Consider the following 23,297-nt stretch of genomic DNA (forward strand, 5'->3'; position numbering starts at 1 on the left):
TACGGATCGCACAGTGTGATGTTTCACCACCCTGCCCTGCTTTCGCATTCGGCCTGAAAAACAGCACAAAAACAAAAACGGGACCCATCAGGGGCCCCGCTTTGTTACCTACCATTCCGGCTGTCAGGTGCTTGTGGCGCCAATGACATCATCCATTCATGGAATCGAAAAAGTCGTCGTTGTTTTTGGTGGTCTTGAGCTTGCCAAGCAGGAATTCCATCGCGTCCTGCGGGCCCATCGGGTTGAGGATACGGCGCAGTACCCACATTTTCGACAGCTCGTTTTTGCCAACCAGCAACTCTTCCTTACGGGTACCCGATTTAAGAATATCGATCGCCGGGAAGATACGTTTGTCAGCCAGCTTACGATCCAGGATAAGTTCGGAGTTACCCGTACCCTTGAATTCTTCAAAGATGACTTCGTCCATACGCGAGCCGGTATCGATCAGCGCGGTCGCAATAATGGTAAGCGAGCCACCTTCTTCGATGTTACGCGCAGCACCAAAGAAACGTTTCGGACGTTGCAGGGCGTTTGCATCGACACCACCGGTCAAAACCTTGCCCGAGCTTGGGACCACGGTGTTGTATGCACGCGCCAGACGGGTGATCGAGTCGAGCAGGATGACAACATCATGCTTGTGTTCGACCAGACGTTTGGCCTTTTCCAGAACCATTTCCGTAACCTGGACGTGACGCTGTGCCGGTTCGTCAAAGGTCGAGCTGATAACCTCGCCCTTCACCGAACGGTCCATGTCGGTCACTTCTTCCGGGCGTTCGTCAATCAGCAGAACGATCAGATAGGCTTCCGGGTGGTTTTCCTCGATCGCATGCGCGATATTCTGCAGCATCACGGTTTTACCGGTGCGCGGCGGCGCGACGATCAGGGCACGCTGACCTTTACCCAGCGGCGATACAAGTTCGATCACCCGGTTGGTGATGTCCTTGTTGCCTTCCTGGTCCAGATGACGTTCCATTTTCAGGGATTCATCCGGATAAAGCGGCGTCAGGTTGTCAAAGTTGATGCGATGACGGACTTTTTCCGGCGCATCAAAGTTGACCTTGTCGACCTTGAGCAGCGCGAAATAACGTTCCCCTTCCTTGGGTGAACGGATTTGCCCTTCAACAGTGTCACCGGTACGCAGACCAAACCGGCGAACCTGGCTTGGCGAGACATAAATATCATCCGGACCAGCCAGATAGTTGGCTTCCGGGCTGCGCAAAAAGCCGAAACCGTCCGGCAGCACTTCCAGAACACCCTCGCCGTAAATGGCATGATCGTTTTCTGCAAGCTGCTTGAGAATGGCAAACATCAGCTCCTGCTTGCGCAAGGTGCTGGCATTTTCAATTTCGAGCTCTTCCGAAAGGGCCAGAAGCTCGGTCGGAGATTTAAGTTTCAGTTCCTGGAGATGCATATGTGCGTATGATGATCTGTGATTGCCGGAAAGGGCGAATAGGTAAGGATGGAAGGGCGATATTTGAGTACAGTTTTCCGTGTCGCATTTGGAGATACGACATACGAATACCGACAATAAACCGCTGATTGCTTAAGGTAGGGACGTTTCGTGCAGAACGTGACGAAACATGAGAAACAGATAACGCCGATCTGGTGATTAGTCAAACCGCTTTGGGCCAAAGACCCGCAATCAATGTGATTGAGGTCACACTGACGGGTAATTTCAACCGCGCTCCTGCACAATCCGCAGCATACGCGTCAATTGATCCTGATTTAATCCCGCAATGCGTTCGGCCAAAAGATTGGCAAGTTCGGTCGCTGCGGGTTCCAGACCGGCGGTATCAACCGTCACCTTGGGATGGGACAATTGCGCCAGTCGTTTTATCTCATCGACTTCGTCCCAAATCAAATTAAAATATCCGCAAATCTGCTGGACCAGGCCCGGGCTCGGCCGACCACGATGCCCGTGCTCCAACGCCGAAAGATAGGCCGGCGAAAGCTGCAGCGCGGTTGCCATTTCCGTCAGGGTTACATTCTGGCGCGTTCGCAATTCGCGAATGCGATTGCCAAAAGGTGTCACACACGTCTCCGTTTCAACAAAACATAAAAGGCCCCGGCGCCACCATGGCCGATTTGCGCCTGGGTAACAGCCAGTATATGCGGGCGCAGCCGTGGCGCACTCAGCCATTGTGGCAATCGCTGGCGCAAAAGGCCGGTGCGGCCATATTCATCGGCACGGCTACCCTTGCCCGTAATGACCAATACACAGCGTTTATCATTGCGCCAGGCCTTTTCGATAAAGGCATTCAGGGCATGATGGGCCACTTCCTGGGTCATGCCATGCAAATCGATCCGCCCTTCAATGGGCATACGGCCCTTTTTAAACCGGTCCGCCGTTGACCGATCAATACCGGCAGTATTCCCGGTTTTAATATCCTGCAAACCGGGGTTTTTCGGCGCTGGCGTGCGGTTGGCATCCCTGGCCGAGGGAAGATTACGTGCCAGCCTGTTTGCTTCTGAACGCGCAATTTCATCGCCCAGCGACGCGGTTGGCGGAATGGCGGTATCACTGCTGTTCTGGCTGGCAACCATCGCCAGTTCTTCTTCCAGCGCATTATCAAACTCATCGCGCAAACCTTTGCGACGCGCGCGCAAAGGCATGACATCACGGGTGAAAGCATCCCACAGGGCTTTCTCCGATTCTGTCACATTGCGGCGACGGCGATGGTTCTTACGATCTGTCATTGGCTAACATATAGCCGGAATGTTTAAAAAATGCATCGCACAGAAACGCCCGAAACCAGCGAAATTTTCCAAAATCACAAAGTTTTCGGCAAATAATGCGTTTCTCTTTTGCAATAGCCCGTTCCTCTGCTTTTCGATCAGCAATCAGCTACTGTATTTTGACCAAGGCGCACAAGTATATCGGTAACAAACTAAAACACCGCCATAAACAGCCCTCATGGGCAATACACAGCCGAAATATGCTTCCAATAACCGCCAAATCACTGCTTTTGACCTGCATTACCCAAATTCGGACCACGAAACCGGCAATACCAGCCCACAATCAGCAAAAAAGCCGGCAGGAATTCCCACCGGCTTTTGTTTTTGTGCAATCTGTCAGTCAGCCTGGGAGGCGATATTCAATATCACGCCGGGTCTGCGCACAGAAAAAGCGCCTTACGCGTCGTCATTGACCAGAATAATATGCAAACGCCGTGGCCCATGGGCACCCAATTGCAGGGTCTGTTCGATATCGCCAGTCCGTGACGGGCCGGTAACCCACAAAAATGTCCGTGGCATGGTGCCGCGCCCCTGATTTTGCCGCTGCAAACCCCACACTTCCTCGTAGGTTCCCACAACCTGGCTGGTTTTCAGAACAACGATATGGGTATCTGGCAGCATATTAAGGGTATAGGGCTGATCAGGGCCGGAACGCAGCATCAGGCTGCCGGTTTCAGCCACCGCCGCAAAGGCGGGTGTCACGCTGACCATATCCTGCGGGCCAGCAACACCACTTGATGTTTCAAGCGTGGTCTTAGCCCAATCCATGCCGGTAATTGCCGCATCCGGTGCCAGGCGGACCACCGCAGGCTGGTTATGCTCCGCCAGATAACGCGAAACTTCACCCGGTACGGCGTCAATCGTGTCAATCCGGCTGACAGAAGCGGCTACTTCCTCGGCCATTTTAACAAACAGATCAAGCTGGGCTTTATGATCAATCTGTGCACGGGCCGGCATGATATTGCGCGGCGGGTTGGCAAGCCTGGCCACGACCTCGGCCGGGGCATCCTGCGGGCCGGTATCACGGCCCAGATTTTTGCGGATACGGCCCAAAATGGCATTGCGCGAAGATGATGATGACTGGTTCATAAAATCTGCTCCGGCGTCAGGCTTTTTTTGCGGCTTGCTGTTCCGCCCAAAGCTGTTTGAAGGTTTTGCCCTCGGGGGCTGGCATATCGCGAATGTCGGTCCAGCCGCCTGCAAGCGGCAATTTACCAATCTTCTGGCTGCGCCCGGCCATGGATTTCAACACCCGTACGGCCAAACCTGTTGCCTTGCCATACAGTGCCGGTCGGCTGGCAAACCAGGCCCATAAACGGATGCCAAACCGCATGGATTGCGGCCCCAGATGTTTTTCAAATTCGCGTTCGCGCCAGTGACGCATCATTTTTGGCAGGGGAATACGCATCGGGCAGACTTCCTCGCATTTCCCGCAAAAAGTTGATGCATTGGGCAAATGCCCGGCTTCATCCACACCAATCAGCGATGGCGTCAAAACTGACCCCATCGGCCCCGGATAAACCCAGCCATAGGCATGGCCGCCCACCGCCCCGTAAACCGGGCAATGGTTCATACAGGCCGCACAGCGAATACAGCGCAACATTTCCTGAAATTCGGTGCCCAACATATTGGACCGGCCATTATCAAGCAAAATGACATGATATTCTTCCGGCCCATCCAGGTCGCCATCGCGCTTTGGCCCGGTGGAAAAAGTCGTATAGGACGACATTTCCTGCCCGGTTGCCGACCGCGCCAGAACCCGCAGAATGGTTGATGCATCCTCAAGGGTGGGCACCACCTTTTCCAGGCTGGCAATGGCAATATGCACCTTCGAGAGGGTCTGGGTCAGGTCGCCATTGCCTTCATTGGTGACAATCACCGACGTTCCCGTTTCCGCAATCAGAAAATTGGCGCCGGTAATGCCGATATCGGCAGCAAAGAAATGCTCACGCATCACTTCGCGGGCTTCATCCAGCAAATCGCGCGGTTCATCAAGCGGGCGGTTAATATCGCGCCCCTTATGGGTTTCACGGAAACTGTCTGCCACCTGTTCCTTATGAACATGGATGGCCGGAGCAATGATGTGGCTGGGCGGTTCATTGCGCAACTGGATGATATATTCACCAAGGTCGGTTTCAACGACCTTCAGATCCTGTTTTTCCAAAAAGGCATTCAGGCCGATTTCTTCCGAAATCATCGATTTGCCCTTCAGCACCGATTTGGCCTTTTTATCCTGGCAAATCTTCAAAACCGTTTGCCGGGCTTCCTCGGCATCCGCGCACCAGTGCACATGCCCGCCATTGGCAATGACATTGGCTTCAAACGCGCTCAGATAATGGTCAAGATTGGCCAGGGTATGGTTTTTGATGTCGCGCGCGGTATCACGAAGCTGCTCAAATTCCGGCATATTGGCGATGGCAGCGGTGCGTTTATCCTTGAAACCGGTTTTAAGACGGCCAAGGGCACGCTGCAGGCTGGCATCATGCAGGGCGTGATGGGCATTCTGTTTGAATTTCGGCGATGTTGACTGTTCCATGACCTAGCCCTTTTCCGTACCGGCAATGCCCGGGGCAGCCATTGTCATGTCCGCCAGAACCTCAGCAACATGGCGAACTTCGATATCCGATCCTTCACGGCGCAGCTTGCCTGCCATATTCAAAAGGCAGCCCATATCGCCCGCCACCAGCATGTCAGCACCGCTGTTTTTAATATCCGTGGTCTTGTCACCCACCATCTTGCCGGAAATTTCCGGGTATTTGACACAGAATGTCCCGCCAAACCCACAGCAGGTTTCGGGTTCCTGCAATTCCTTGATCTCAAGGCCCTTAACAGTGCGCAGCAATTTGCGCGGCTGTTCCTTGACCTTCAGTTCCCGCAGGCCCGAACAGCTATCATGATAGGTAATGCTGCCATCAAAGGCGGCGGCAACGCCATCAAGCTTCATCACATCGGTTAAAAACGAAACCAGTTCCCAGGTTTTGCCTGCCAATGCCTTTACCGGCTCAGCCAGTTCCGGGTCATTGGCAAACAGTTCGGGAAAATGCTTGATCATCATGCCCGCACAGGAACCGCTGGGGGCGACCACGTAATCATGGTTTTCAAACATCGCAATCAGGGGCTTTGCCACCTTGCGCGCCGATTCCAGATCACCGGAATTGAAGGCCGGCTGGCCGCAGCATACCTGCTCCATCGGCACATCAACAATACAGCCTGCTTCTTCAAGCAGTTTCACCGCCGAAAACCCCACAGTGGGGCGAAACATGTCGACCAAACAGGTCACAAACAGGCCCACCCGTGGCTTGGATGATGGCGACGATGGCGCAGAAGACATTCTGGTTCCCTCTCTGATAGGCGCATTGGCAAACATGATGTGCGGGATCTGCTTGCTCTTTTGCCGAAAACATCTAACTGGTATTACCAATTTTGCATTCTACGGTCCAGCACTTGATAAAAGCCAGATGGATAAGGCGGGAAATTAACCCGCCAAATACCAATGCCTAAAAGTTCCAACGGGTTCCAAAACAGCTTCAATACCTATAGAAATGGCCAAAAATTACGAAACAAGATTTATCGAAATTATCTATTCTATATCAACGCAACCAATATCACGGTTTTTGGGATCAGCCAGCGCCTGGATAAATTCACTATCGGGGTCAGCACTCAGGTCAAAATCGCGGCGCATGGCAAGAAACCGCCCATCCTGGTAAAAAGCCTCAAGACTGTTTTGCAGCTTTGCCACATCGCCATTGGCGCTGTCTTTACTAAGCGCGAAATAAAGGTAACACACCCGATAACTGGCCAGCCGGCCCAGCTCGATCCCCTGGTTTTCCGGGTCGTTGCTGAAAAAATCAACCGATGCTGCCCCCATGGCGACAACATCAATACGTTCCGCCTGCAGCATGGCAAACAGCTGATCATCACGCGGAACCGAGACTATATTTTTCGCCCCGCGTTTGCGCAAATAATCCTCGCGGGCTGATCCCATGGCGACACCGATGCGCGCCGATGCAAATATGTCCGCCAGCTTCTGATCAGTCCAGCCAGCATCCTTGCGACCATATAAATTCCAGAAGGTCCGGCTGATCGGCCCGGCCCATTTCAAATCATTTTCGCGGTCGGTGGTCCGGGTGGTCGGGTAAATCACATGGCGCGGCCCATACAGGGTTTCCTGATAGGCACGCTTCCAGGGCTGCTGGTCCTGTTCACTAAAGCTAAGCCCTGCATCTTTAAAAAGCGCGCGGGCCAACTCATCAAAAAACAGTTGTTCCGGCCTTCCTTCCCCGGCATTGCGCGGAAAGCTTTGATGCAGAACATAAGGCATCATCTGCGGTGATGATTTTACCGCTTTTGCTGCCGGGTTCTCTGTTTGTGCCAGCCCCTGTCCCGTCAGGGAAACCAGCAATAAAAGGACTGTGCCTGTCCATCCTGTCAGGCAGAAAAAACCCCGCTTTTTCTGACCCATAAATACCCCTCACCCCCAAATGGTATGTGCTATTTCAACCAGACAGCATCTTTTATTTTTTCTGAAATATAGGCCTGGTGACGTGTGACTTCTTCGGGCTTTGCCATATGCGGCCGTGGCTCGCGATAGGGCTTTGCCGATCTGCTGACCTGCCGGGAAACGTCACCACCGGCAGCATCCGATGCATTGGCATCCAGTCCCAAACCATGCTGACGCCCGCCCAAAAGCTCCAGATAGACCAGTGCCAGAAGGTCGGAATCCAAAAGCGCGCCGTGCAGCGTACGGTTCGAGTTATCAATTTTAAAACGGCGGCACAGGGCATCAAGACTTACCGGTGATCCGGGAAATTTTTTGCGCGCTATCTGCACCGTATCAATCGCACGGTCATTGGCGATCAATGGTTTGTTAAGCCAGCCCAGTTCCGCGTTCAAAAATTTCATATCGAACGCGGCATTGTGAATCACCAGCTTGGAATCAGTTCCAATAAAAGCCAGGAAATCATCGACCACTTCGGCAAAGACCGGCTGTTTTGCCAGAAATTCATCACCCAGGCCGTGCACGTCAAAGGCCTCTTTGGGCATCGACCGCTGCGGATTGATATATTGATGATACTGCTTGCCGGTCGGCATGTGATTGACCAGTTCGATACAGCCGATTTCAACCAGCCGATGGTCGGCATAGGGGTCAAGGCCAGTGGTTTCCGTATCGAGAACGATTTCACGCATGGCAGGTCCGTTAATTCCGATGTGTCAGTTCGCTGATAATGGACTGAATGACTCTAAATGTCACCGCACGTCCAAGCCCGGTTGGAATAATAAAATCGGCTTTCCGCCGTTTTTCCCGATCAGGCATCTGTTTTTTAAGGATTTCGGCAAATTTCTGCGGGCTCATGCCCGGGCGTCTCATCACCCGCTGCTTTTGAATAAAGGCCGGGGCCGATACCACCGCAACATTATCACACTGCTTTTGCCCGTCGGTTTCAAACAGCAATGGAATATCAAGAACCACCAGGGCAAAGCCTGCCCGTTGGCAATTGCGGATAAAATCGTTTCGTGCCGCCCGGATCAGGGGGTGCAAAATGCCTTCCAACGCCTTTAGTGCTGCCGGATCACCAAAAACCCGCGCGCCCAGTAATTGGCGGTCAATTTTGCCATCCACAATCACATCAGGGAAAAGTGTAGCAATATCGGCAAAGGCCGCCCCGTCAGGCTTCGTCAGGCGATGGGCATTTGCATCAGCATCATAAACCGGCACACCAAGATGGCGAAACATGCCCGCCGCCGTTGATTTACCCATGCCAATAGACCCGGTAAGACCCAGAATTTCCATTTACGAAAATCCCATCATTCCTACGATGTGCCCAAAACGAAATCGCGCAATTCGGGTGTTACCACCGGGTCAATGCCAAACCAGCAATGAAATCCCGGTCGTGCCTGATGCAAAAGCATACCCAAACCATCAACAACAGGATTTCCGCGGCCTTCGGCCTGGGCCAAAAGCCCGGTCTTAAGCGGTGCATAAACGATATCGGTAACAATCGCCTGCTTGGCCAAACCGGCAAGGTCAATTTCCAATGGCGGCTGCCCCACCATACCAAGACTGGTGGTATTGACCAACAATGCTGCATCTTCCAGGCAATGATCAATCCGATCCCACTCAACAACAGTAATTCGGGGATCGTTAATTTCATCGGCCAGGGCATCGGCACGGGCCTTTGTGCGGTTTAACAGGCGAATTTCCGGGCAGTTTTCATCCAGTAGCGACACGATAATCGCCCGACAAGCCCCACCCGCACCCAAAACAATGGCTGGCCCGCGGGCAAAATCAATATCCGGTGCGTTCTGGCGCAAATTTTCGATAAACCCAAACCCGTCGGTATTATCGCCCAGGATTTTGCCATCATCGGCAAATGTCACGGTATTGACCGCACCAATGCGCTGCGCACGATCACTCAATTCATCACAAACATCAAAAACGGCCTGTTTATGCGGGATCGTCACATTCACACCGGCAAAGCCCAGATCGCGCAAGGATTTAACGGCAGATGCAAAATTTTCAGGGGCAACTGGCAAAGGCATATAGGTGCCATCAATCCCATATTTCGCCAGCCAGTACCCCTGCAGACGCGGCGATTTGGAATGGGCAACCGGCCAGCCCATCACCCCGGCCAGGCGCGATGTCCCCGATAATGTCTGAAGGCGATCTGAATTGCTGAAATCCATCTGAAATCCGTATGTCGCAGGCAATATCAATATAAGGTATGGAATCCACGGCCCAAATCAGGCCTGCAGAACACCATGATCACGTAAAAAACCAATCAGGGGTAAAAGCGGCATGCCCAAAACCGTGAAATAATCGCCTTTTACTTCGGTAAAAAGCTGCGCGCCCAAACCTTCCAGCTGATAGCCACCTACGCAGTGAAAAATTTCCTCGCCTGCCTGGTCCAAATACCATTCCAGCCATTCATCGCTGAAATTGCGCATGGTCAAATGGGCGGTATCGATTTTACCCCAAATACGCGACCCTTCCTTGTAAACCACCGCTGCCGACACAAGCTGGTGGCGTTTTCCCCGCAATGCCTGAAGCTGCGCGCGGGTCTGGTCGCGGTCCTGGGGTTTATCAAACCAGATACCATTGCATTCCAGCATCTGGTCAGCCGCAATCACAATGGCATCGGGCCGCTGGCGATACATACGCAGGGCTTTCATTTCTGCCAGGGTTTCGGCCGCTTCCATTGCCGATGCCCCTTCAGCCTTCATGGCCTGTTTGTAACCGTCCTCATCAATCATCGAAGCCACGGCTTCACAATCAACACCGGCATTTTGCAGCATCATCAAACGGGCCTTGCTGCCAGATGCCAAAACAAGACGGTTCATTCATTTTCCTCCCGACGGTCATGCAGGGTCGCCATAATCATGGCTGCGGTTTCTTCAATCGATCTACGGGTGACATTGATAATTTTCCAGTTGCGCTGCGTAAAGTAGCGTCTTGCCTGAAAAACCTCTGCCCGGACGGCAACCGGATCAACATAGTCTCCCCCCTCACCGCGCTCGATCTGGCGTAACCGGTTTTTACGAATGGAAACAAGCTGATCCACATCCTTGATCAGGCCAATGATCAGCGGCTTTTTTAATTGGTCAAGCTCCGGCGGCAACGGGCATCCCGGAACAAAGGGAATATTGGCGGTTTTGATCCCGCGATTGGCGAGATAAACCGATGTTGGTGTTTTTGACGTACGTGAAACACCAACAATCACCACATCAGCATCTTCCAGGTCCCAGGTCGCCTGCCCGTCATCATGGCTAAGGGCATAATCAATCGCTTCGATCCGATTGAAATAATCCTCGTCCATTTTGTGAAGTGCACCAATCCGCCCGTGCGACTGCTGGCCCAGATAACCAGCCATCATGGTGATGGTCGTATCCAGCACATGGCTGTGCGGCACCTGCATGCGCCGGCACCCTTCTTCAAGCTTGCGACGGATCTCGCTGTTAAACACCGTATAAAGAACAATCCCCGGATGACGTTCAATATCGGCCAGAACACGGGCAAGCTGGGCATCGGTGCGGATCAGCGGCCATACATGTTCATGGGCCTGAACATCGGGAAACTGGGCAACACAGGCGCGCGCAACGCCGTCCACTGTTTCACCGGTTGAATCCGAAACAAGGTGCAGATGAAAAATGCTGGTCTTGTCGTTCATATCTGCTCCATCACGAATGCCTGTTTTTTACGCAGTTTTTTAAGCACGTTTGCCTGAGTCGGAGTCGGGCCTGTGGATAAATGTGCATAACGGGTGCGACTCCGGCAAAATTCATCAGACGAATTTTATCCCAAGCCCTTTACAAAATTCCTCAAATCAATTGTCCCGCTATGGATAACCGGAAAATTTGTCCCGTGATAGCAGGGATAACGGGCACAAAACCAGTTTATTCCCCATTATCCACATTATTCAAAATCGTCTTTTCCCAAGGCAGAGTCTCAGAGTCGTTCGGAGTCGTCCCCAGTTTTCCCCAAGATCGATTGCGACGGATCAAATTATCCGAGTCGGAATGTGGATAAGATGTGAACCAAATTTAATCCCGGTTATCCACAGGATACCACTAACAAACAACATCCTTTTTTCTTTAAAAGTGTTTTGTTAGGAGAACGGTGGAAAAACGGCCTGGATAGGTCACAGCCCATCTCGGGCACCGTGGACCGGGGATCAAAAAACAGGAACTGGACAAATATATGCCTAACCAAAAGAAGCTGTTTCTGCGTGCGTTAGCCGGTGAAACCCTGCCAACCCCGCCCATCTGGCTTATGCGCCAGGCAGGTCGCTATCTTCCGGAATATCGTGCCACACGGGCTGAGGCCGGTTCGTTCCTTGATCTTTGTTATAACCCCGATCTGGCTTGCGAAGTAACACTGCAGCCACTGCGCCGGTATGATTTTGATGCCGCAATTCTATTTTCCGACATTCTCGTCATTCCGCAGGCGCTAGGGCAGCATTTGGCATTCAAGCAGGGTGAAGGCCCCCAGCTTGATCCCATACGCGATGAAGCAGGCCTTTCACGGCTTAATATCGATAAAATTCACGATGTGCTGGCACCGGTTTATGAAACCGTCAGCAAACTTTCTTCTGCCATTCCTGACCATACAGCCCTGATTGGCTTTGCCGGTGCCCCCTGGACGGTGGCGACTTATATGGTTGAAGGCAAAGGCAGCAAGGATTTTGCCAATATCCGCCGTTTTGCCTATGGCGATCCGGCCGGTTTTTCAAAACTGATCGATATTCTGGTTGAAGCCACAACCCAGTATCTGCTTGCCCAGATCAAGGCAGGTGCAGAAACCATTCAGCTTTTTGAAACCTGGGGCGGTGTTTTGTCCGAAAACGGGTTCCATCGCTGGGTTATCGAACCAACCCGTAAGATTGTTGCCAATATCAAGGCTGTGCACCCGGATATGCCGATCATTGGCTTTCCAAGGGGTGCGGGTTTGCACCTGATGGATTTCAAAAATCTGACGGGTGTAGATGCAGTTGGTTTGGATAGTGGCGTTCCCCTGAAATGGGTTGCCGAAAATCTGCAAAAGCTTGGTCCGGTCCAGGGTAATCTTGATCCGATGTATCTGATCACCGGTGGTGATGAAATGCTGGCCGAAGCCCGGCGCATTCTTGATATGCTTGGCAAGGGGCCGTTCATTTTCAATCTTGGTCACGGGATTACGCCGGAAACCTCCCCTGAAAATGTCGGGAAATTGGTGGAATTCATTCGTCGCGGCGAATGAATTCTTCAATCAATGAAATCCATCGGAAAAATCAATTCGTAATGAAACGCAACTTCATTGCTTAATTGAGAGTTCCTGTCATCCTGTGCGCAGGAACAAAGCGGATTTTTTGATTTACGGCCAATCGTGCATTTCGTTTCGGCGAAGTGTCAGAAGGATAGTGTCTATGCCTGATCAAGTTCGAAAAAAACGTGCCATCATCCTGTTTAACCTTGGTGGTCCGGACGGCCCTGAAGCCGTAAAACCGTTTTTGTTCAATCTGTTTAATGATCCGGCCATTATCAGCCTGCCCAATCCGTTCCGGTTTTTGCTGGCAAAGCTGATTTCATCGCGGCGTGAACCGGTCGCCCAGGAGATTTATGCCCATCTTGGCGGGAAATCCCCGCTTCTGGAACTGACCCAGGATCAGGCCAATGCCCTGGAAACCAGCCTGAACGATCTTGATGATGGTTTTGACAATCGCTGTTTCATTGCCATGCGCTACTGGAAGCCTTTTGCCGATGAAACAGCCCGTGCGGTAAAGGCCTGGGGCGCAGATGAAATGATTCTGCTGCCGCTTTATCCGCAATTTTCAACTACAACAAGCGGATCATCGGTCAAGGACTGGAAACGGGCCTGTCGCGATGCGGGTTTGACGGTTCCGATGAAAACGGCCTGTTGTTATCCGACCAATGCCGGCTTTGTTAATGCCACGGCCGATATGGTTCGCGAAGGGTATGAAAAGGCGCAGGCTGAAAACAAGGGTGCCCCGCGCCTGCTATTTTCGGCCCACGGTGTGCCCAAGGCCGTGATTACCAAACGTAATGATCCTTACCAGTCGCAAATTGAAAAATCCGCCCAGGCGGTGGTTGATCAATTGGCAATTCCAGGTCTGGACTGGCTTGTCAGCTATCAAAGCCGGGTTGGTCCGATGGAATGGATCGGACCATCAACCGAAGATGAAATCAAACGTGCCGGTCAGGATGGCGTTCCTTTGGTTATTGTGCCCATCGCATTTGTAACCGAACATTCCGAAACTCTGGTCGAGCTGGATATCGAATATCGCGAAATTGCCGATCATTTGAATATCCCGGTTTACGAACGCGTCAGAACCGTATGTTCGCATCCCAAATTTATTGCCGGTCTCGTGAATGTGATACATGACACACAAACAGCACTCGACGCGCATGGTGTGGACAGCGATAGTGCCCAGACCCGTGGCTGGTGGTGCCCGGATGATCATGTATGCGCAACAGCCAAACAGCCAGGTGCCGCGCAGTGATCTGCCTGCTTTAAAAAATCAAAACCGAGAGATCGATGGATTTATATAGCATTATCAAATCACTGCACGTGATCAGCGTTATCGCCTGGATGGCAGGTATGCTTTATCTGCCGCGTTTATATGTTTATCATTGTGACGTTGCACCGGGCTCGGAAGCCGATGAAAAATTCAAGGTGATGGAACGTCGCCTGCTGCGCGCGATTATGAATCCGGCCATGATCGCCACCTGGATTTTCGGCGGATATTTGATCAGCGCGACCGGTGCCATGACACAGGGCTGGTTTCACGTGAAACTTCTGTGTGTGGTGCTGATGACGATTGCCCATATGATGCTGTCAAAATATCGCCGGGCGTTCGAGGCAGGTGCCAATACCAAATCGGCAAAATTCTATCGTATCCTGAATGAAGTGCCGACAATCCTGATGATTATCATCGTCTTCATGGTCATCAGCAAACCATTCTGATTTTGAATTTTGCGCCTTGTTGAATGTTAAAATGCAAAAAACCCCGCTTTTGAAGCGGGGTTTTTACGTATCAGGGTATTTTCCTGTTATCTAAATCAGGAAAATCAGGCGTTCCCGGCCGGGGTGCTTTCGGCTGCCTGCGCATATTTCTTGCGAAACAGATCGGCAAAATCGATCGGGTGCATCATCAGCGGCGGGAAGCCGCCATCTGCGGTCAGATCGCCAATGATCTTGCGAGCATAGGGGAACAGCAGGCGCGGGACTTCGATCAGAAGAACCGGCAGGCGGTGTTCATCGGGAACATTCAGGGTAACAACGGCGCCATATTGCAGTTCGGCAATGAAGGCGACCTTTTCGGCAACTTCTGCCTGAACGTCAATTTTCAGAACCACTTCATGCAGGCGCTGGTCTTCGGTCGTGCGGGCCTGTACATCAACGTCGATGTTGATTTTCGGCTGCTGTTGCAGGGCAACGCTTTCCGGCGCATTCGGATTTTCGAACGACAAATCCTTGATATACTGGGCATGAATGGTGATCGGATTGCCAGCCTGCTGTTGTGCTGCTTCCGCGCCTTCTGCACCGGTGGTATTTTCAGCCATTAAAAGATAACTCCCTAAGATCTTGGAATTCGGTCAGGAAAAAGCCGTTCATTTCTGATCATACGAGATACGAGATACCGGCATTTCGGACTTCCCTCCCAGATATCTCGGAACCCGTCGCGAAACCGGCTTATTTCTGACACCAAAAGGTGCGGCCCCCGACTGGGCACCGCGAAAAATAACGCCTGATGGCCTAGCATGTCTGGAACAGACGGGCAAGATCAAGGCGTGGGCAAAGAAGTTTTTGCACCTTTTCTGCCATTTATCACCAACAGATTTGCATCCGTTTTCCAGTACGAATCAGCGATGATTAATGGTTTTGAAGCTGGTTTTTTTCGGGCTTTGGCAGGTTGCGGATTTTAAAAAGCAAAAGGCCGGGCATATGACCCGGCCTTAGAAATCGTTTTGTTCGGTTTTCTGCGTTTGGTCCGCTGGGATTATCCCTAATCCCTTGGCGGTAGATTGCGGTTTTGATCATCCTGGTCAGGTGGGGTTCCACCGGCATTGCCATTTCGCTGATCAAGGTCTTCATAATCGCCATCAATGATCGGGCCGCTGCTGCCACGGCGCTGCCCGCCCGATGATGTGCTGCCAGTACCAAACGGGTTTCCGCCCGGGCGATAGCTGCTTTGGCGGGAATTGGCGCCAAAGGACATGCGCATTTTGCCCGATTTCATCAATTTTAGGATCACACCTGCGCCAATCACCCGGCGCAGCGGTGGGATCAGCAGTAAAAAGCCCATCGTGTCGGTTACAAAACCCGGTGTCAGCAGCAGGATACCGGCAATCAGGATACAGACACCGTCAAAGAGCGGACCTAGCGGCATTTCGCCGCGATCAAGTTCCTGCTGGGCACGGGCAAGGGTTTGCAGGCCTTGGACCCGCATGATCGATGTGCCAAGAATTGCCGTTAAAATGACAATCGCAATGGTTGGCCACAAACCAATCAGTTCTCCAGCCTGAATAAAAACCGCGATTTCAACGATTGGCATGACGACAAAAATGCCAAAAAGAATAAAGCCCATAATTGCTCCGTCTGGCGCTGGCTATTTGTAAATAAACAGAAGGCGTAATAGCAGGCCGTTCTGTATCAAATGCTCTCAAGCTGCTGCGATACCGACATAACTGGACAAAAATGCGGCATCGCGCCAGCAATCTGATGTTGTTTTAGCACGTTTGTCGATGTTCTGGTGAAGTTGATCACATTTTTCCTGGTTCGATAGTTGCCCTTGCATTCAGATAAGGTCATACCATTTCACGAACACAGGCTGTATGATGGCGGTTGCCGTCCGTCGACACCCCAAAAGCAAGAGTCCGGAATTGCAATATTTTGATATCATTCTATTTGCTCTGATCGCCATTTTCCTGGTTTTGCGCCTGCGCAGCGTGCTGGGCCGCAAAACCGGCAACGAAAAGCAGGGCCCAACCGATGTTTACGGGCGTCGTACCCAGAATGACGCAAATGGCACCTCGCCGCGCGATAGCACTGCCCAGCATGGCAGTGACAATGTCTATCGCCTGCCTGATTCAAACCGTAAAAGCACCGCTGAAAATACGGTTTCCAGCCCGGCCCTGACCCAGATCCAGCTTGCTGACGGGTCTTTCAGCCAGCAGGAATTCCTCAATGGCGCACACATGGCTTTTGAAATGATCGTTGAAAGCTTTGCCAAGGGCGACAAGGATACGCTGAGCTCGCTGCTGTCGCCGGAAGTTTATAAAAACTTCTCCAGTGCGATTGATGACCGTGCGACCAGCGATGAACACGAAGAAACAACCCTGGTTGGTATCAAATCGGCGGTGATTCACGATGCTAGCGTCGAAGGGCGCACGGCCTATATCACGGTGAAATTCATTTCCGAGGAAGTCTCGATCATGCGCAACAAGGCGGGTGATGTGATTTCCGGTGATCCTAATAACGTGATCGAAGCCGAAGATCTTTGGACGTTTGCCCGCAATCTTGAAAGCTCCGATCCGAACTGGCAGCTGGTTGCCACTGAAACGCCGGATGATGAAGGCTGATTTCAGCGATTTGGCGTTTGGGGCCTGATGCGGTCCGGATGCGGAACAAGTGTCTTCGGGCTGAAATGTTCTGACGGGCTTTATCCGAATTAAAAAGGTGGAACTGTGTTGTGCAGTTTCACCTTTTTTTGTGCCAAATCACCCGGTTTTTAAGTGGATTTGCCAGGGTTGCTTCTGGTTTTTTAACCGTTTCCCGCGACACTGTGCCAGTGGTGGTTTTCGTTCGTTTCAGGTAAATGGCGGCTTTTTTGAATAACAAACGTTCTTCCCTGTTAATCAGCATTTTTGCCGGTTTTATTGCAATTCTGGTTGCTGGCGGTGCGGCATGGTTTTATTGGCCGCAGATTGCCAAATATATTACGCCCCCTGAAAAGCCGGACCATCTTACCCTGACCCCTGCCCGTTTTACCGACCTTGATGGCTGGCAAAGCGATAATATGCAGCCTGCCCTGGTTGCTTTTCAGCGATCCTGCGAACGGATGTTAAAGCGTGCCAATGACAAGGATATCGGCCCGGACCCGCGCATGGGGACCGTAGCCCAATGGCGCCCGGCCTGTGAAACTGCCCTTGCGATTGATACCCAAACCATCCGCAATGAAGACCTGCGCACCTATTTCCAGACATTTTTTAACCCTTACCGTGCGGGCAACAACAATGATCCGGTAGGGCTTTTTACCGGTTATTACGAACCGGAACTTCGCGGCAGCCTGACCCGGCATGATGCCTATCAAACTCCGCTTTATCTTAAGCCCGATGACATGATCGATATTGATCTGGGTGCTTTTCGTGACGAGCTGAAGGGCCAAAAGGCGGTTGGCCGTTTAACCGGCAGCAAACTGGTCCCCTATTTTAATCGCAGCGAGATCGAGGCAGGTGCCCTTTCCAACCGTGAACTTGAACTTGTCTGGGTTGATGATGCCGTCGATGCCTTTTTCCTGCAAATTCAGGGCTCGGGCCGGGTTGTGCTGGATGATGGCAGCATTTTAAAGGTCGGCTATGCCGGTACCAACGGCCAGGCCTATTTCGCCATTGGCCGGGAGCTGATCAAACGGGGTGCTCTAACCCCTAAAACCGTATCACTGCAAACCATTCGCCAATGGCTGCATGACAATCCCGATCAGGCCGAGGATGTCATGAATATGAACGCATCCTATGTCTTTTTCCGGCAATTGCCCGGTGACCCGGATGCCGGCCCGCTGGGCGCGCAGGGAGTGCCGATTGAAACCGAACGGTCCCTTGCGGTTGATCGGCGTTTCCATGCCATGGGCGTGCCGATCTGGCTTGAAACCCGCGATGCGATGAATGTGGATCGCAATTTTCATCAATTAATGATTGCCCAGGATACGGGCGGGGCCATTCGCGGGCCGGTTCGCGGTGATATCTTTTTTGGGCCGGGTGAAAAGGCTGCTTTGCATGCCGGTCATATGAACCGGCAGGGCCAAACGTATCTTTTGTTACCACGCAGTATTTCCATTGCTGACTCTGCAACAAACCGGCAGGATAAAAACTAAAGCATATTTTCTTTAGCAGGTTTTGTTTTAACCGTTACTGCCAGTGACTTGGGAATTGGGACCGGGACCAGGCCAGGATCAGGATCAAGACTAGGATAAGAACCAGTTTTTGCCCTGAATTGGCATAAGCCTGAAACAGGATAAGGTCCTATCGTTGGGTACTCTGTTGATGCGTCAGGCTGAGGTACCTTATTGGTGCTGTGATGGCAGGTTTGTTGCTGTCACTGGGTTGGGTGCCTTGGCCTATTCTGCCTGTTGCTGGCTGGGTTGGTTCGGTGTGCTGCCTGCTTATGAAAATTGGCTTTTAACGACATAAAACCATAAATCATCCCGTTATCAGGCAGGGACGCACGACGTGATCCGTCATATTGTTTTGGTACAGGTACCTTATCATGCCGATCCGGCCGAAAGGGATGCCGTATTTGCAGCCCTTAAGGATATTGCCCTGAAAACAAAGGGAATGCTGGCCTTTTCCGGTGGCCGCAGCCTGGAAAAGGATGGGCTGCATCAAGGTTTTACCCATGCTTTCACCATCGATTTTGTCGATGCCGGTGCCAGGAACGAGTATCTGTCCGGCCTTGATCAGAACCATACCGGACATCGCCTGATCAAACTGGCACAAGGGGGGCTTGGTGGTATTCTGGTCATGAATATCGAACTTGATCCGGCACCCCCTGCCGGGCCGGAGCGCCCGCGCAAATTGCAGGCAAGCTGGGGATGATTGAAAATATCGATGTTTAGATATTTTTGATAAATTCTGATGTTGAATTTTCTTAATTAACTTTGGCTTTTTGGGGCCTGTTAAGAAGTTTAAACAGCCTTTCACCAAAAATATTGATCAGCAAGCCCGCCATGACCAAAAGGGCAGCGATGATTTTGTAGAAATCAAACTGTTCGCCCAAAACCAGTGCCGACGTTGCCATACCAACAATCGGCACCAGCAGGCTGAAAGGTGCGACCAGACCGACCGGCAGGGTCGAAAGCAGCCGCCCCCAAATGGCAAAACCCAGCAGGGTTACCGGATAGGCCAGATAAAGAATGGCACCAATCCCCGTCCAGTTGATATGGTCCAGAAGATAGGCCGGATTGGCGCGGTCTTCTGTCAGGATCGATAACAGGATCAGGGGAATGGGCGGCACCAGGCTGGCCCAGACAACAAAAGACAGCATCTGGATTTTGCCAGCCCGTTTCATGATGATATTGGCCACCCCCCAGGCGCAGGCCGCAGCAATTACCAATAACAGCCCGGTAATCGTGACGGAACCGTCACTGACCAGCATCAGTACCGCAACACCGGAAAAGGCTACCAGCATTGCCAGATAGCGATGCGGTGCGATTTTTTCGGACAGGAAAACAAAGCCCAGAATAACGGTAAAAAACGCCTGGACCTGCAATACCAGCGATGCCAGCCCCGCCGATAGGCCCATATCCATGCCAATAAACAGCAGTGAAAACTTGATACAGCCAAGAACCACCCCAAAACCAACGACATAACCCCAATGGCATTTCGGGCGCGGCAGAAAAAACACGGCGGGAATGGCAGCAAAGGCAAAGCGTAATCCCGACAGCAAAATAGGCGGAATTTCACCCAGCCCCATTTTGATAACGGTAAAATTCGCCCCCCAGATGACAACAACCAGCAATATGGCAAGGAACTGACGCAGTGACATTTCCGGGGAACTCCGCATAGGCATAAAAGCGGGCTGCTTTGCCCATTTTCGTGGTTAGCATCGAATAATACGCCGCAAAATCAGGTGGTTAACCCTGTTGAATGCTTAACGCTAGTGCGGCCGTGTCGGCAGGTAAATTGAAACAATGTCACCGCGACAATTTTTTAGAATGCGCAGGTATTTTGCGATCCTCCCTATGGCTTCGCTTGAGGATTACCGGCGGGACCCTCAGGGTTCTGGTAGCGATTTGGCAGTGACTTGAGAGAGACTTGAGAGCGATTTGATAGTGGCTTGGCAGGTCCTGGTGGAGGTGTGGCTGGCGGACGATGGCCCTACTTTTCCGCTTCCTGTGCTTTGTCGTTATCCTGCTGTTGCAGGGTTTGACCCAGAATTTTAAGGGCGCGTAACGGTTCACGAAGGGCGCTGCCGCTTTCGCTCAGGGAATATTCCACCTTTGGTGGAATTTCCGGGTAAATCTGGCGGAAAATCAGGCCATCGCGTTCAAGCTCGCGTAATTGCTGGGCCAGCATTTTTTGGGAAATGCCATCAATATCGCGCTCCAGCATGGAATAGCGGCAGGGGCCATCATGCGACATCAAGGCAAACAGGATTTCGATTTTCCAGCGTCCTGCCAGGGCAGCAATACCGGCCTTTACCTGTGCGGCGGATCCCGCCGGGCCAAGGCAGTGTGACTTACTTTTTGGTAAGTTACTGATATTATTGTGCGTTCTTCCCAAACTTATCAATGCTCCCTATGTCTTTGGTTGCCATCACATACGGAGATTATAGATGAAATATCGTTTATTGGGCCAGAATACCGGTTTGGCCGTATCGGAACTGGTATTGGGAACAGCACGTATGGGAAAATCCGCCAGCGGGCAAAGCAACGCCAACGAAGCCCGCATGATTTTGCAGCATTTTCATGCTGCTGGCGGCAATTTTATTGATACATCCAGTGCCTATCAGGGGGGGCAAAGCGAAACCTTTTTAGGGGATTTTCTGGCAGGTCATCGGCGCGATGAATTTGTCATTGCCTCGAAATATTGTCGCACAGCAGAGGCAACACCTGCCATTGCCACCCATGGCAATCATCGCAAATCCCTGAAGATCGAGGTTGAAGGCAGCCTGAAACGCCTGAAAACCGATTATATCGATGTTTATTTTGTCCATTTTGATGATGGCATCACCCCAATCGATGAGATCATGCGCGGGCTTGATGATCTGGTGCGGGCGGGCAAAATTTTATATGTCGGCCTGTCCAATATGCCGGTCTGGCGTGTGGCATCGGCCTTTATGCTGGCAAAATCGGCCGGTTTGATACCGCCTAGCGTGATGCAGATGCAATATAACCTGGCTGAACGCGCGATCGAACGGGAATATCTGCCCTTTGCAAAGGCATCGGGCATGGCGATGATGGCCTGGTCACCGCTATTTGGCGGGGTTCTGGCAAAGGATATGGCTGATTTGGGCGATGTTGCGGGGGCGGGAAGCCGCCAATCAAATCCTCATAACCATAACCACCATAACAATGCCCATCTGGTCCCTGCCCTGGAAAAATTGGCAGAAATGGCCGGTCGCCTGCATAAAAGCCGGGCGGAAATTGCACTGGCCTGGTTGCTGGCCAAGGGGACATTCCCTGTTTTGGGGCCGCGCACGCTTGATCAGTTAAACGGCTGTCTTTCGGCAGGTGATGTTGTGCTATCAGACGATGATCTTGCCAGTCTTGATCAGGCCTTCGCCTTTCAGGCCGGTTATCCCTATGATCTGCTTGATAAAACCTGCCAGGCAGCCGGGTATCGCCGTTTGGCGCTAAATGGCCCGGTTTTATGAAAGCACCTAAACAAAACGGGCAGGAAAGGGTCCCGCCCGTTTAAATTATCTGTGTGCTGCCCGGTCTTGCCGTCTTGCCAGTATCTGCAATTACTGTGCGGCAACCGTATCGCTGTTGGTGGCAGTCGGGGCATCGCCTTTACAAACGCGGGATTTGCGCTGGCGCTGGCTTTCCGATTTCAACTGACCACAGGCAGCCAGAATATCACGGCCACGCGGCCAGCGGATTGGCGCTTCATAGCCATATTCGTTCAGCGTATTGGCAAATTTCTTGATGCCTGATGTCGGTGTGCATTCATAATCCGATCCCGGCCATTTATTGAAGGGAATCAGGTTGAATTTGCAGTGAACGCCCTTCACCAGTTTCGCCAGCGCACGCGCATGTTCGGGCTGGTCATTCACGCCTTTTAACATCACATATTCCATGGTGATCGGGCGTGAATTGGACATACCGGGATAATGGCGGCAGGCTTCCATCAGTTCTTTTAGCGGGTATTTTTTGTTGATCGGCATGATTTCGTTGCGCAGATCATCATCAGGTGCATGCAATGAAATTGCCAGGCCAACCCCCAGATCTTCGCCCGCGCGCACGATTTCAGGCACAACACCCGACGTGGACAGGGTAATGCGGCGGCGTGAAATTGAAATGCCTTCGCCGTCCATGGCAATGCGCAGGGCATCGCGAACATTTTCATAGTTAAACAGCGGCTCGCCCATGCCCATCATCACGATGTTGGAAAGCCGGCGTACACCATTGGCCGGGGTCGGCCATTCGCCATAGCTGTCACGTGCCACCATGAACTGGCTGATAATTTCACCCGGTGTCAGGTTGCGCACCAAAAGCTGGGTGCCGGTATGGCAGAATTTACAGGTCAGTGTGCAGCCCACCTGGGAAGAAACACACACCGCACCGCGTTCTTCGTGGCGATCAGGGATATAAACGGCTTCGGCTTCGTTACCATCGCCAAATCGCATCAGCCATTTATGGGTGCCATCCTCGCTAAGCTGGTCGGCGGTCAGGACCGGGCGGCCAATAACGTAATCCTGGCTCAGGCGTTCGCGCAGTTTGACCGAAATATTGGTCATGCCATCAATGCTGGTGACGCCGCGGTTATACATCCAGTTCCACAGCTGTTTGACGCGGAACTTGCTTTCACCCATGCCAGAAAGAACTTCGGTCAGTTCCTCGCGGGTCATGCCAATCAGGTCCTTGCGGCCATCGGCCATCAGGCCGCCTTTGGCACGGGCGACAAAATCGGCCAGACCGGGCTTGGACGGATCAGCAATTTCGGCCGAACGCGGCGCACTTTGGGCGCTCACCACATCAGAATCCTGATGTTGCGGGGCCATGTCGCTATTGGCTGCGCGTAAGACATCGCTGTCGGTCATTCCGGTCTCTCTCTTGTCTGGCAAGGGGTGTTTTGTTTTTATGGCCTGGCTGCTGCGGGGTGCCAGCAAAGGCTAGCCATAACAT

Annotated in this window: 25 protein-coding genes; 8 read left to right on the forward strand and 17 right to left on the reverse strand. The window is 52.2% G+C overall.

Annotated elements, in window-relative coordinates; translation table 11 throughout:
- Nucleotides 1-148 precede the first annotated feature (148 nt).
- From rho to CSC3H3_RS19650, 12 genes are all read right to left on the reverse strand, one after another.
- Nucleotides 149-1,411: a transcription termination factor Rho gene (rho, locus tag CSC3H3_RS19595; protein WP_101265315.1), complete on the reverse strand. Its 1,263-nt coding sequence runs from the start codon at nt 1,409-1,411 to the stop codon at nt 149-151.
- 264 nt (nt 1,412-1,675) lie between these two features.
- A complete protein-coding gene (locus CSC3H3_RS19600) occupies nt 1,676-2,032 on the reverse strand; it encodes a helix-turn-helix domain-containing protein (RefSeq protein ID WP_101265317.1) in 357 nt (118 codons plus the stop codon).
- A complete protein-coding gene (locus CSC3H3_RS19605) occupies nt 2,029-2,697 on the reverse strand; it encodes a Smr/MutS family protein (RefSeq protein ID WP_101265319.1) in 669 nt (222 codons plus the stop codon). The genes CSC3H3_RS19600 and CSC3H3_RS19605 overlap by 4 nt, the downstream gene beginning before the upstream one ends.
- Nucleotides 2,698-3,132: 435 nt before the next feature.
- The gene (locus CSC3H3_RS19610; protein WP_101285927.1) at nt 3,133-3,825 is read right to left on the reverse strand and encodes a LutC/YkgG family protein; all 693 of its coding nucleotides are present in this window, start codon (nt 3,823-3,825) and stop codon (nt 3,133-3,135) included.
- 16 nt (nt 3,826-3,841) lie between these two features.
- The gene (locus CSC3H3_RS19615) at nt 3,842-5,272 is read right to left on the reverse strand and encodes a LutB/LldF family L-lactate oxidation iron-sulfur protein (protein ID WP_101285928.1); all 1,431 of its coding nucleotides are present in this window, start codon (nt 5,270-5,272) and stop codon (nt 3,842-3,844) included.
- A gap of 3 nt (nt 5,273-5,275) precedes the next feature.
- Nucleotides 5,276-6,067 carry a (Fe-S)-binding protein gene (locus tag CSC3H3_RS19620; RefSeq protein ID WP_101265325.1) on the reverse strand — a complete coding sequence of 264 codons (792 nt, stop codon included), beginning with the start codon at nt 6,065-6,067 and terminating at the stop codon, nt 5,276-5,278.
- 249 nt (nt 6,068-6,316) lie between these two features.
- Nucleotides 6,317-7,198 (reverse strand): substrate-binding periplasmic protein, encoded by an 882-nt coding sequence (locus tag CSC3H3_RS19625; RefSeq protein ID WP_101285929.1) that lies wholly within the window; start codon nt 7,196-7,198, stop codon nt 6,317-6,319.
- A gap of 29 nt (nt 7,199-7,227) precedes the next feature.
- Nucleotides 7,228-7,923, reverse strand: a complete 696-nt coding sequence (gene dnaQ, locus CSC3H3_RS19630; RefSeq protein WP_101265329.1) for a DNA polymerase III subunit epsilon — start codon at nt 7,921-7,923, stop codon at nt 7,228-7,230.
- A 10-nt stretch (nt 7,924-7,933) separates the two neighbouring features.
- On the reverse strand, nt 7,934-8,527 hold the full coding sequence (gene coaE, locus CSC3H3_RS19635) for a dephospho-CoA kinase (RefSeq protein WP_101285930.1): 594 nt from the start codon (nt 8,525-8,527) through the stop codon (nt 7,934-7,936).
- Between the two features lie 20 nt (nt 8,528-8,547).
- Nucleotides 8,548-9,420, reverse strand: a complete 873-nt coding sequence (locus tag CSC3H3_RS19640; protein ID WP_101285931.1) for a shikimate dehydrogenase — start codon at nt 9,418-9,420, stop codon at nt 8,548-8,550.
- Between the two features lie 57 nt (nt 9,421-9,477).
- On the reverse strand, nt 9,478-10,074 hold the full coding sequence (locus tag CSC3H3_RS19645) for a Maf family protein (RefSeq protein ID WP_101265335.1): 597 nt from the start codon (nt 10,072-10,074) through the stop codon (nt 9,478-9,480).
- The gene (locus tag CSC3H3_RS19650; protein WP_101265337.1) at nt 10,071-10,901 is read right to left on the reverse strand and encodes a pyruvate, water dikinase regulatory protein; all 831 of its coding nucleotides are present in this window, start codon (nt 10,899-10,901) and stop codon (nt 10,071-10,073) included. Before CSC3H3_RS19650 ends, CSC3H3_RS19645 begins: the two co-directional genes overlap by 4 nt.
- A 530-nt stretch (nt 10,902-11,431) precedes the next feature.
- Between CSC3H3_RS19650 and hemE the strand changes: the two genes are divergently transcribed.
- The 3 genes from hemE (at nt 11,432) to hemJ (ending at nt 14,194) form a co-directional block, all read left to right on the forward strand.
- Nucleotides 11,432-12,469 carry a uroporphyrinogen decarboxylase gene (gene hemE / locus CSC3H3_RS19655; protein ID WP_101285932.1) on the forward strand — a complete coding sequence of 346 codons (1,038 nt, stop codon included), beginning with the start codon at nt 11,432-11,434 and terminating at the stop codon, nt 12,467-12,469.
- Nucleotides 12,470-12,635: 166 nt separating this feature from the next.
- The gene (gene hemH / locus CSC3H3_RS19660; RefSeq protein ID WP_101285933.1) at nt 12,636-13,730 is read left to right on the forward strand and encodes a ferrochelatase; all 1,095 of its coding nucleotides are present in this window, start codon (nt 12,636-12,638) and stop codon (nt 13,728-13,730) included.
- A gap of 35 nt (nt 13,731-13,765) precedes the next feature.
- Nucleotides 13,766-14,194, forward strand: coding sequence for a protoporphyrinogen oxidase HemJ (gene hemJ / locus CSC3H3_RS19665; RefSeq protein ID WP_101285934.1), 429 nt, complete (start codon nt 13,766-13,768; stop codon nt 14,192-14,194).
- A 104-nt stretch (nt 14,195-14,298) separates the two neighbouring features.
- Here hemJ and secB read toward each other — a convergent pair whose 3' ends face one another.
- Nucleotides 14,299-14,793, reverse strand: coding sequence for a protein-export chaperone SecB (gene secB / locus CSC3H3_RS19670; protein ID WP_101265344.1), 495 nt, complete (start codon nt 14,791-14,793; stop codon nt 14,299-14,301).
- Nucleotides 14,794-14,991: 198 nt separating this feature from the next.
- Between secB and CSC3H3_RS24730 the strand changes: the two genes are divergently transcribed.
- Nucleotides 14,992-15,156 (forward strand): hypothetical protein, encoded by a 165-nt coding sequence (locus tag CSC3H3_RS24730; protein WP_157831964.1) that lies wholly within the window; start codon nt 14,992-14,994, stop codon nt 15,154-15,156.
- An 80-nt stretch (nt 15,157-15,236) separates the two neighbouring features.
- Here the strand turns inward: CSC3H3_RS24730 and CSC3H3_RS19675 are convergent, their stop codons facing one another.
- A complete protein-coding gene (locus CSC3H3_RS19675) occupies nt 15,237-15,818 on the reverse strand; it encodes an FxsA family protein (protein ID WP_101265346.1) in 582 nt (193 codons plus the stop codon).
- A 295-nt stretch (nt 15,819-16,113) separates the two neighbouring features.
- On the opposite strand from CSC3H3_RS19675, the gene CSC3H3_RS19680 reads away from it, so the two are divergent.
- The 3 genes from CSC3H3_RS19680 (at nt 16,114) to CSC3H3_RS19690 (ending at nt 19,044) form a co-directional block, all read left to right on the forward strand.
- On the forward strand, nt 16,114-16,812 hold the full coding sequence (locus CSC3H3_RS19680) for a Tim44/TimA family putative adaptor protein (RefSeq protein WP_157831965.1): 699 nt from the start codon (nt 16,114-16,116) through the stop codon (nt 16,810-16,812).
- Nucleotides 16,813-17,060: 248 nt separating this feature from the next.
- Nucleotides 17,061-18,323 carry a murein transglycosylase A gene (gene mltA / locus CSC3H3_RS19685; protein WP_245881191.1) on the forward strand — a complete coding sequence of 421 codons (1,263 nt, stop codon included), beginning with the start codon at nt 17,061-17,063 and terminating at the stop codon, nt 18,321-18,323.
- Nucleotides 18,324-18,678: 355 nt separating this feature from the next.
- Complete coding sequence (locus CSC3H3_RS19690) at nt 18,679-19,044, forward strand: Dabb family protein (protein ID WP_101265352.1); 366 nt, start codon at nt 18,679-18,681, stop codon at nt 19,042-19,044.
- 52 nt (nt 19,045-19,096) lie between these two features.
- Here the strand turns inward: CSC3H3_RS19690 and CSC3H3_RS19695 are convergent, their stop codons facing one another.
- A complete protein-coding gene (locus tag CSC3H3_RS19695) occupies nt 19,097-19,993 on the reverse strand; it encodes an EamA family transporter (RefSeq protein ID WP_101285937.1) in 897 nt (298 codons plus the stop codon).
- A 332-nt stretch (nt 19,994-20,325) separates the two neighbouring features.
- On the reverse strand, nt 20,326-20,730 hold the full coding sequence (locus tag CSC3H3_RS19700) for a winged helix-turn-helix transcriptional regulator (protein WP_101285938.1): 405 nt from the start codon (nt 20,728-20,730) through the stop codon (nt 20,326-20,328).
- Nucleotides 20,731-20,782: 52 nt separating this feature from the next.
- On the opposite strand from CSC3H3_RS19700, the gene CSC3H3_RS19705 reads away from it, so the two are divergent.
- Nucleotides 20,783-21,823 (forward strand): aldo/keto reductase, encoded by a 1,041-nt coding sequence (locus tag CSC3H3_RS19705; RefSeq protein ID WP_101285939.1) that lies wholly within the window; start codon nt 20,783-20,785, stop codon nt 21,821-21,823.
- A gap of 90 nt (nt 21,824-21,913) precedes the next feature.
- On the opposite strand, the gene rlmN is transcribed toward CSC3H3_RS19705, so the two are convergent.
- Entirely contained in the window at nt 21,914-23,050 is a 1,137-nt protein-coding gene (rlmN, locus tag CSC3H3_RS19710) for a dual-specificity RNA methyltransferase RlmN (RefSeq protein WP_425444984.1), read from the reverse strand.
- Between the last annotated feature and the right edge of the window lie 247 nt (nt 23,051-23,297).

The organism is Thalassospira marina, from assembly GCF_002844375.1.
Lineage (GTDB): Bacteria > Pseudomonadota > Alphaproteobacteria > Rhodospirillales > Thalassospiraceae > Thalassospira > Thalassospira marina.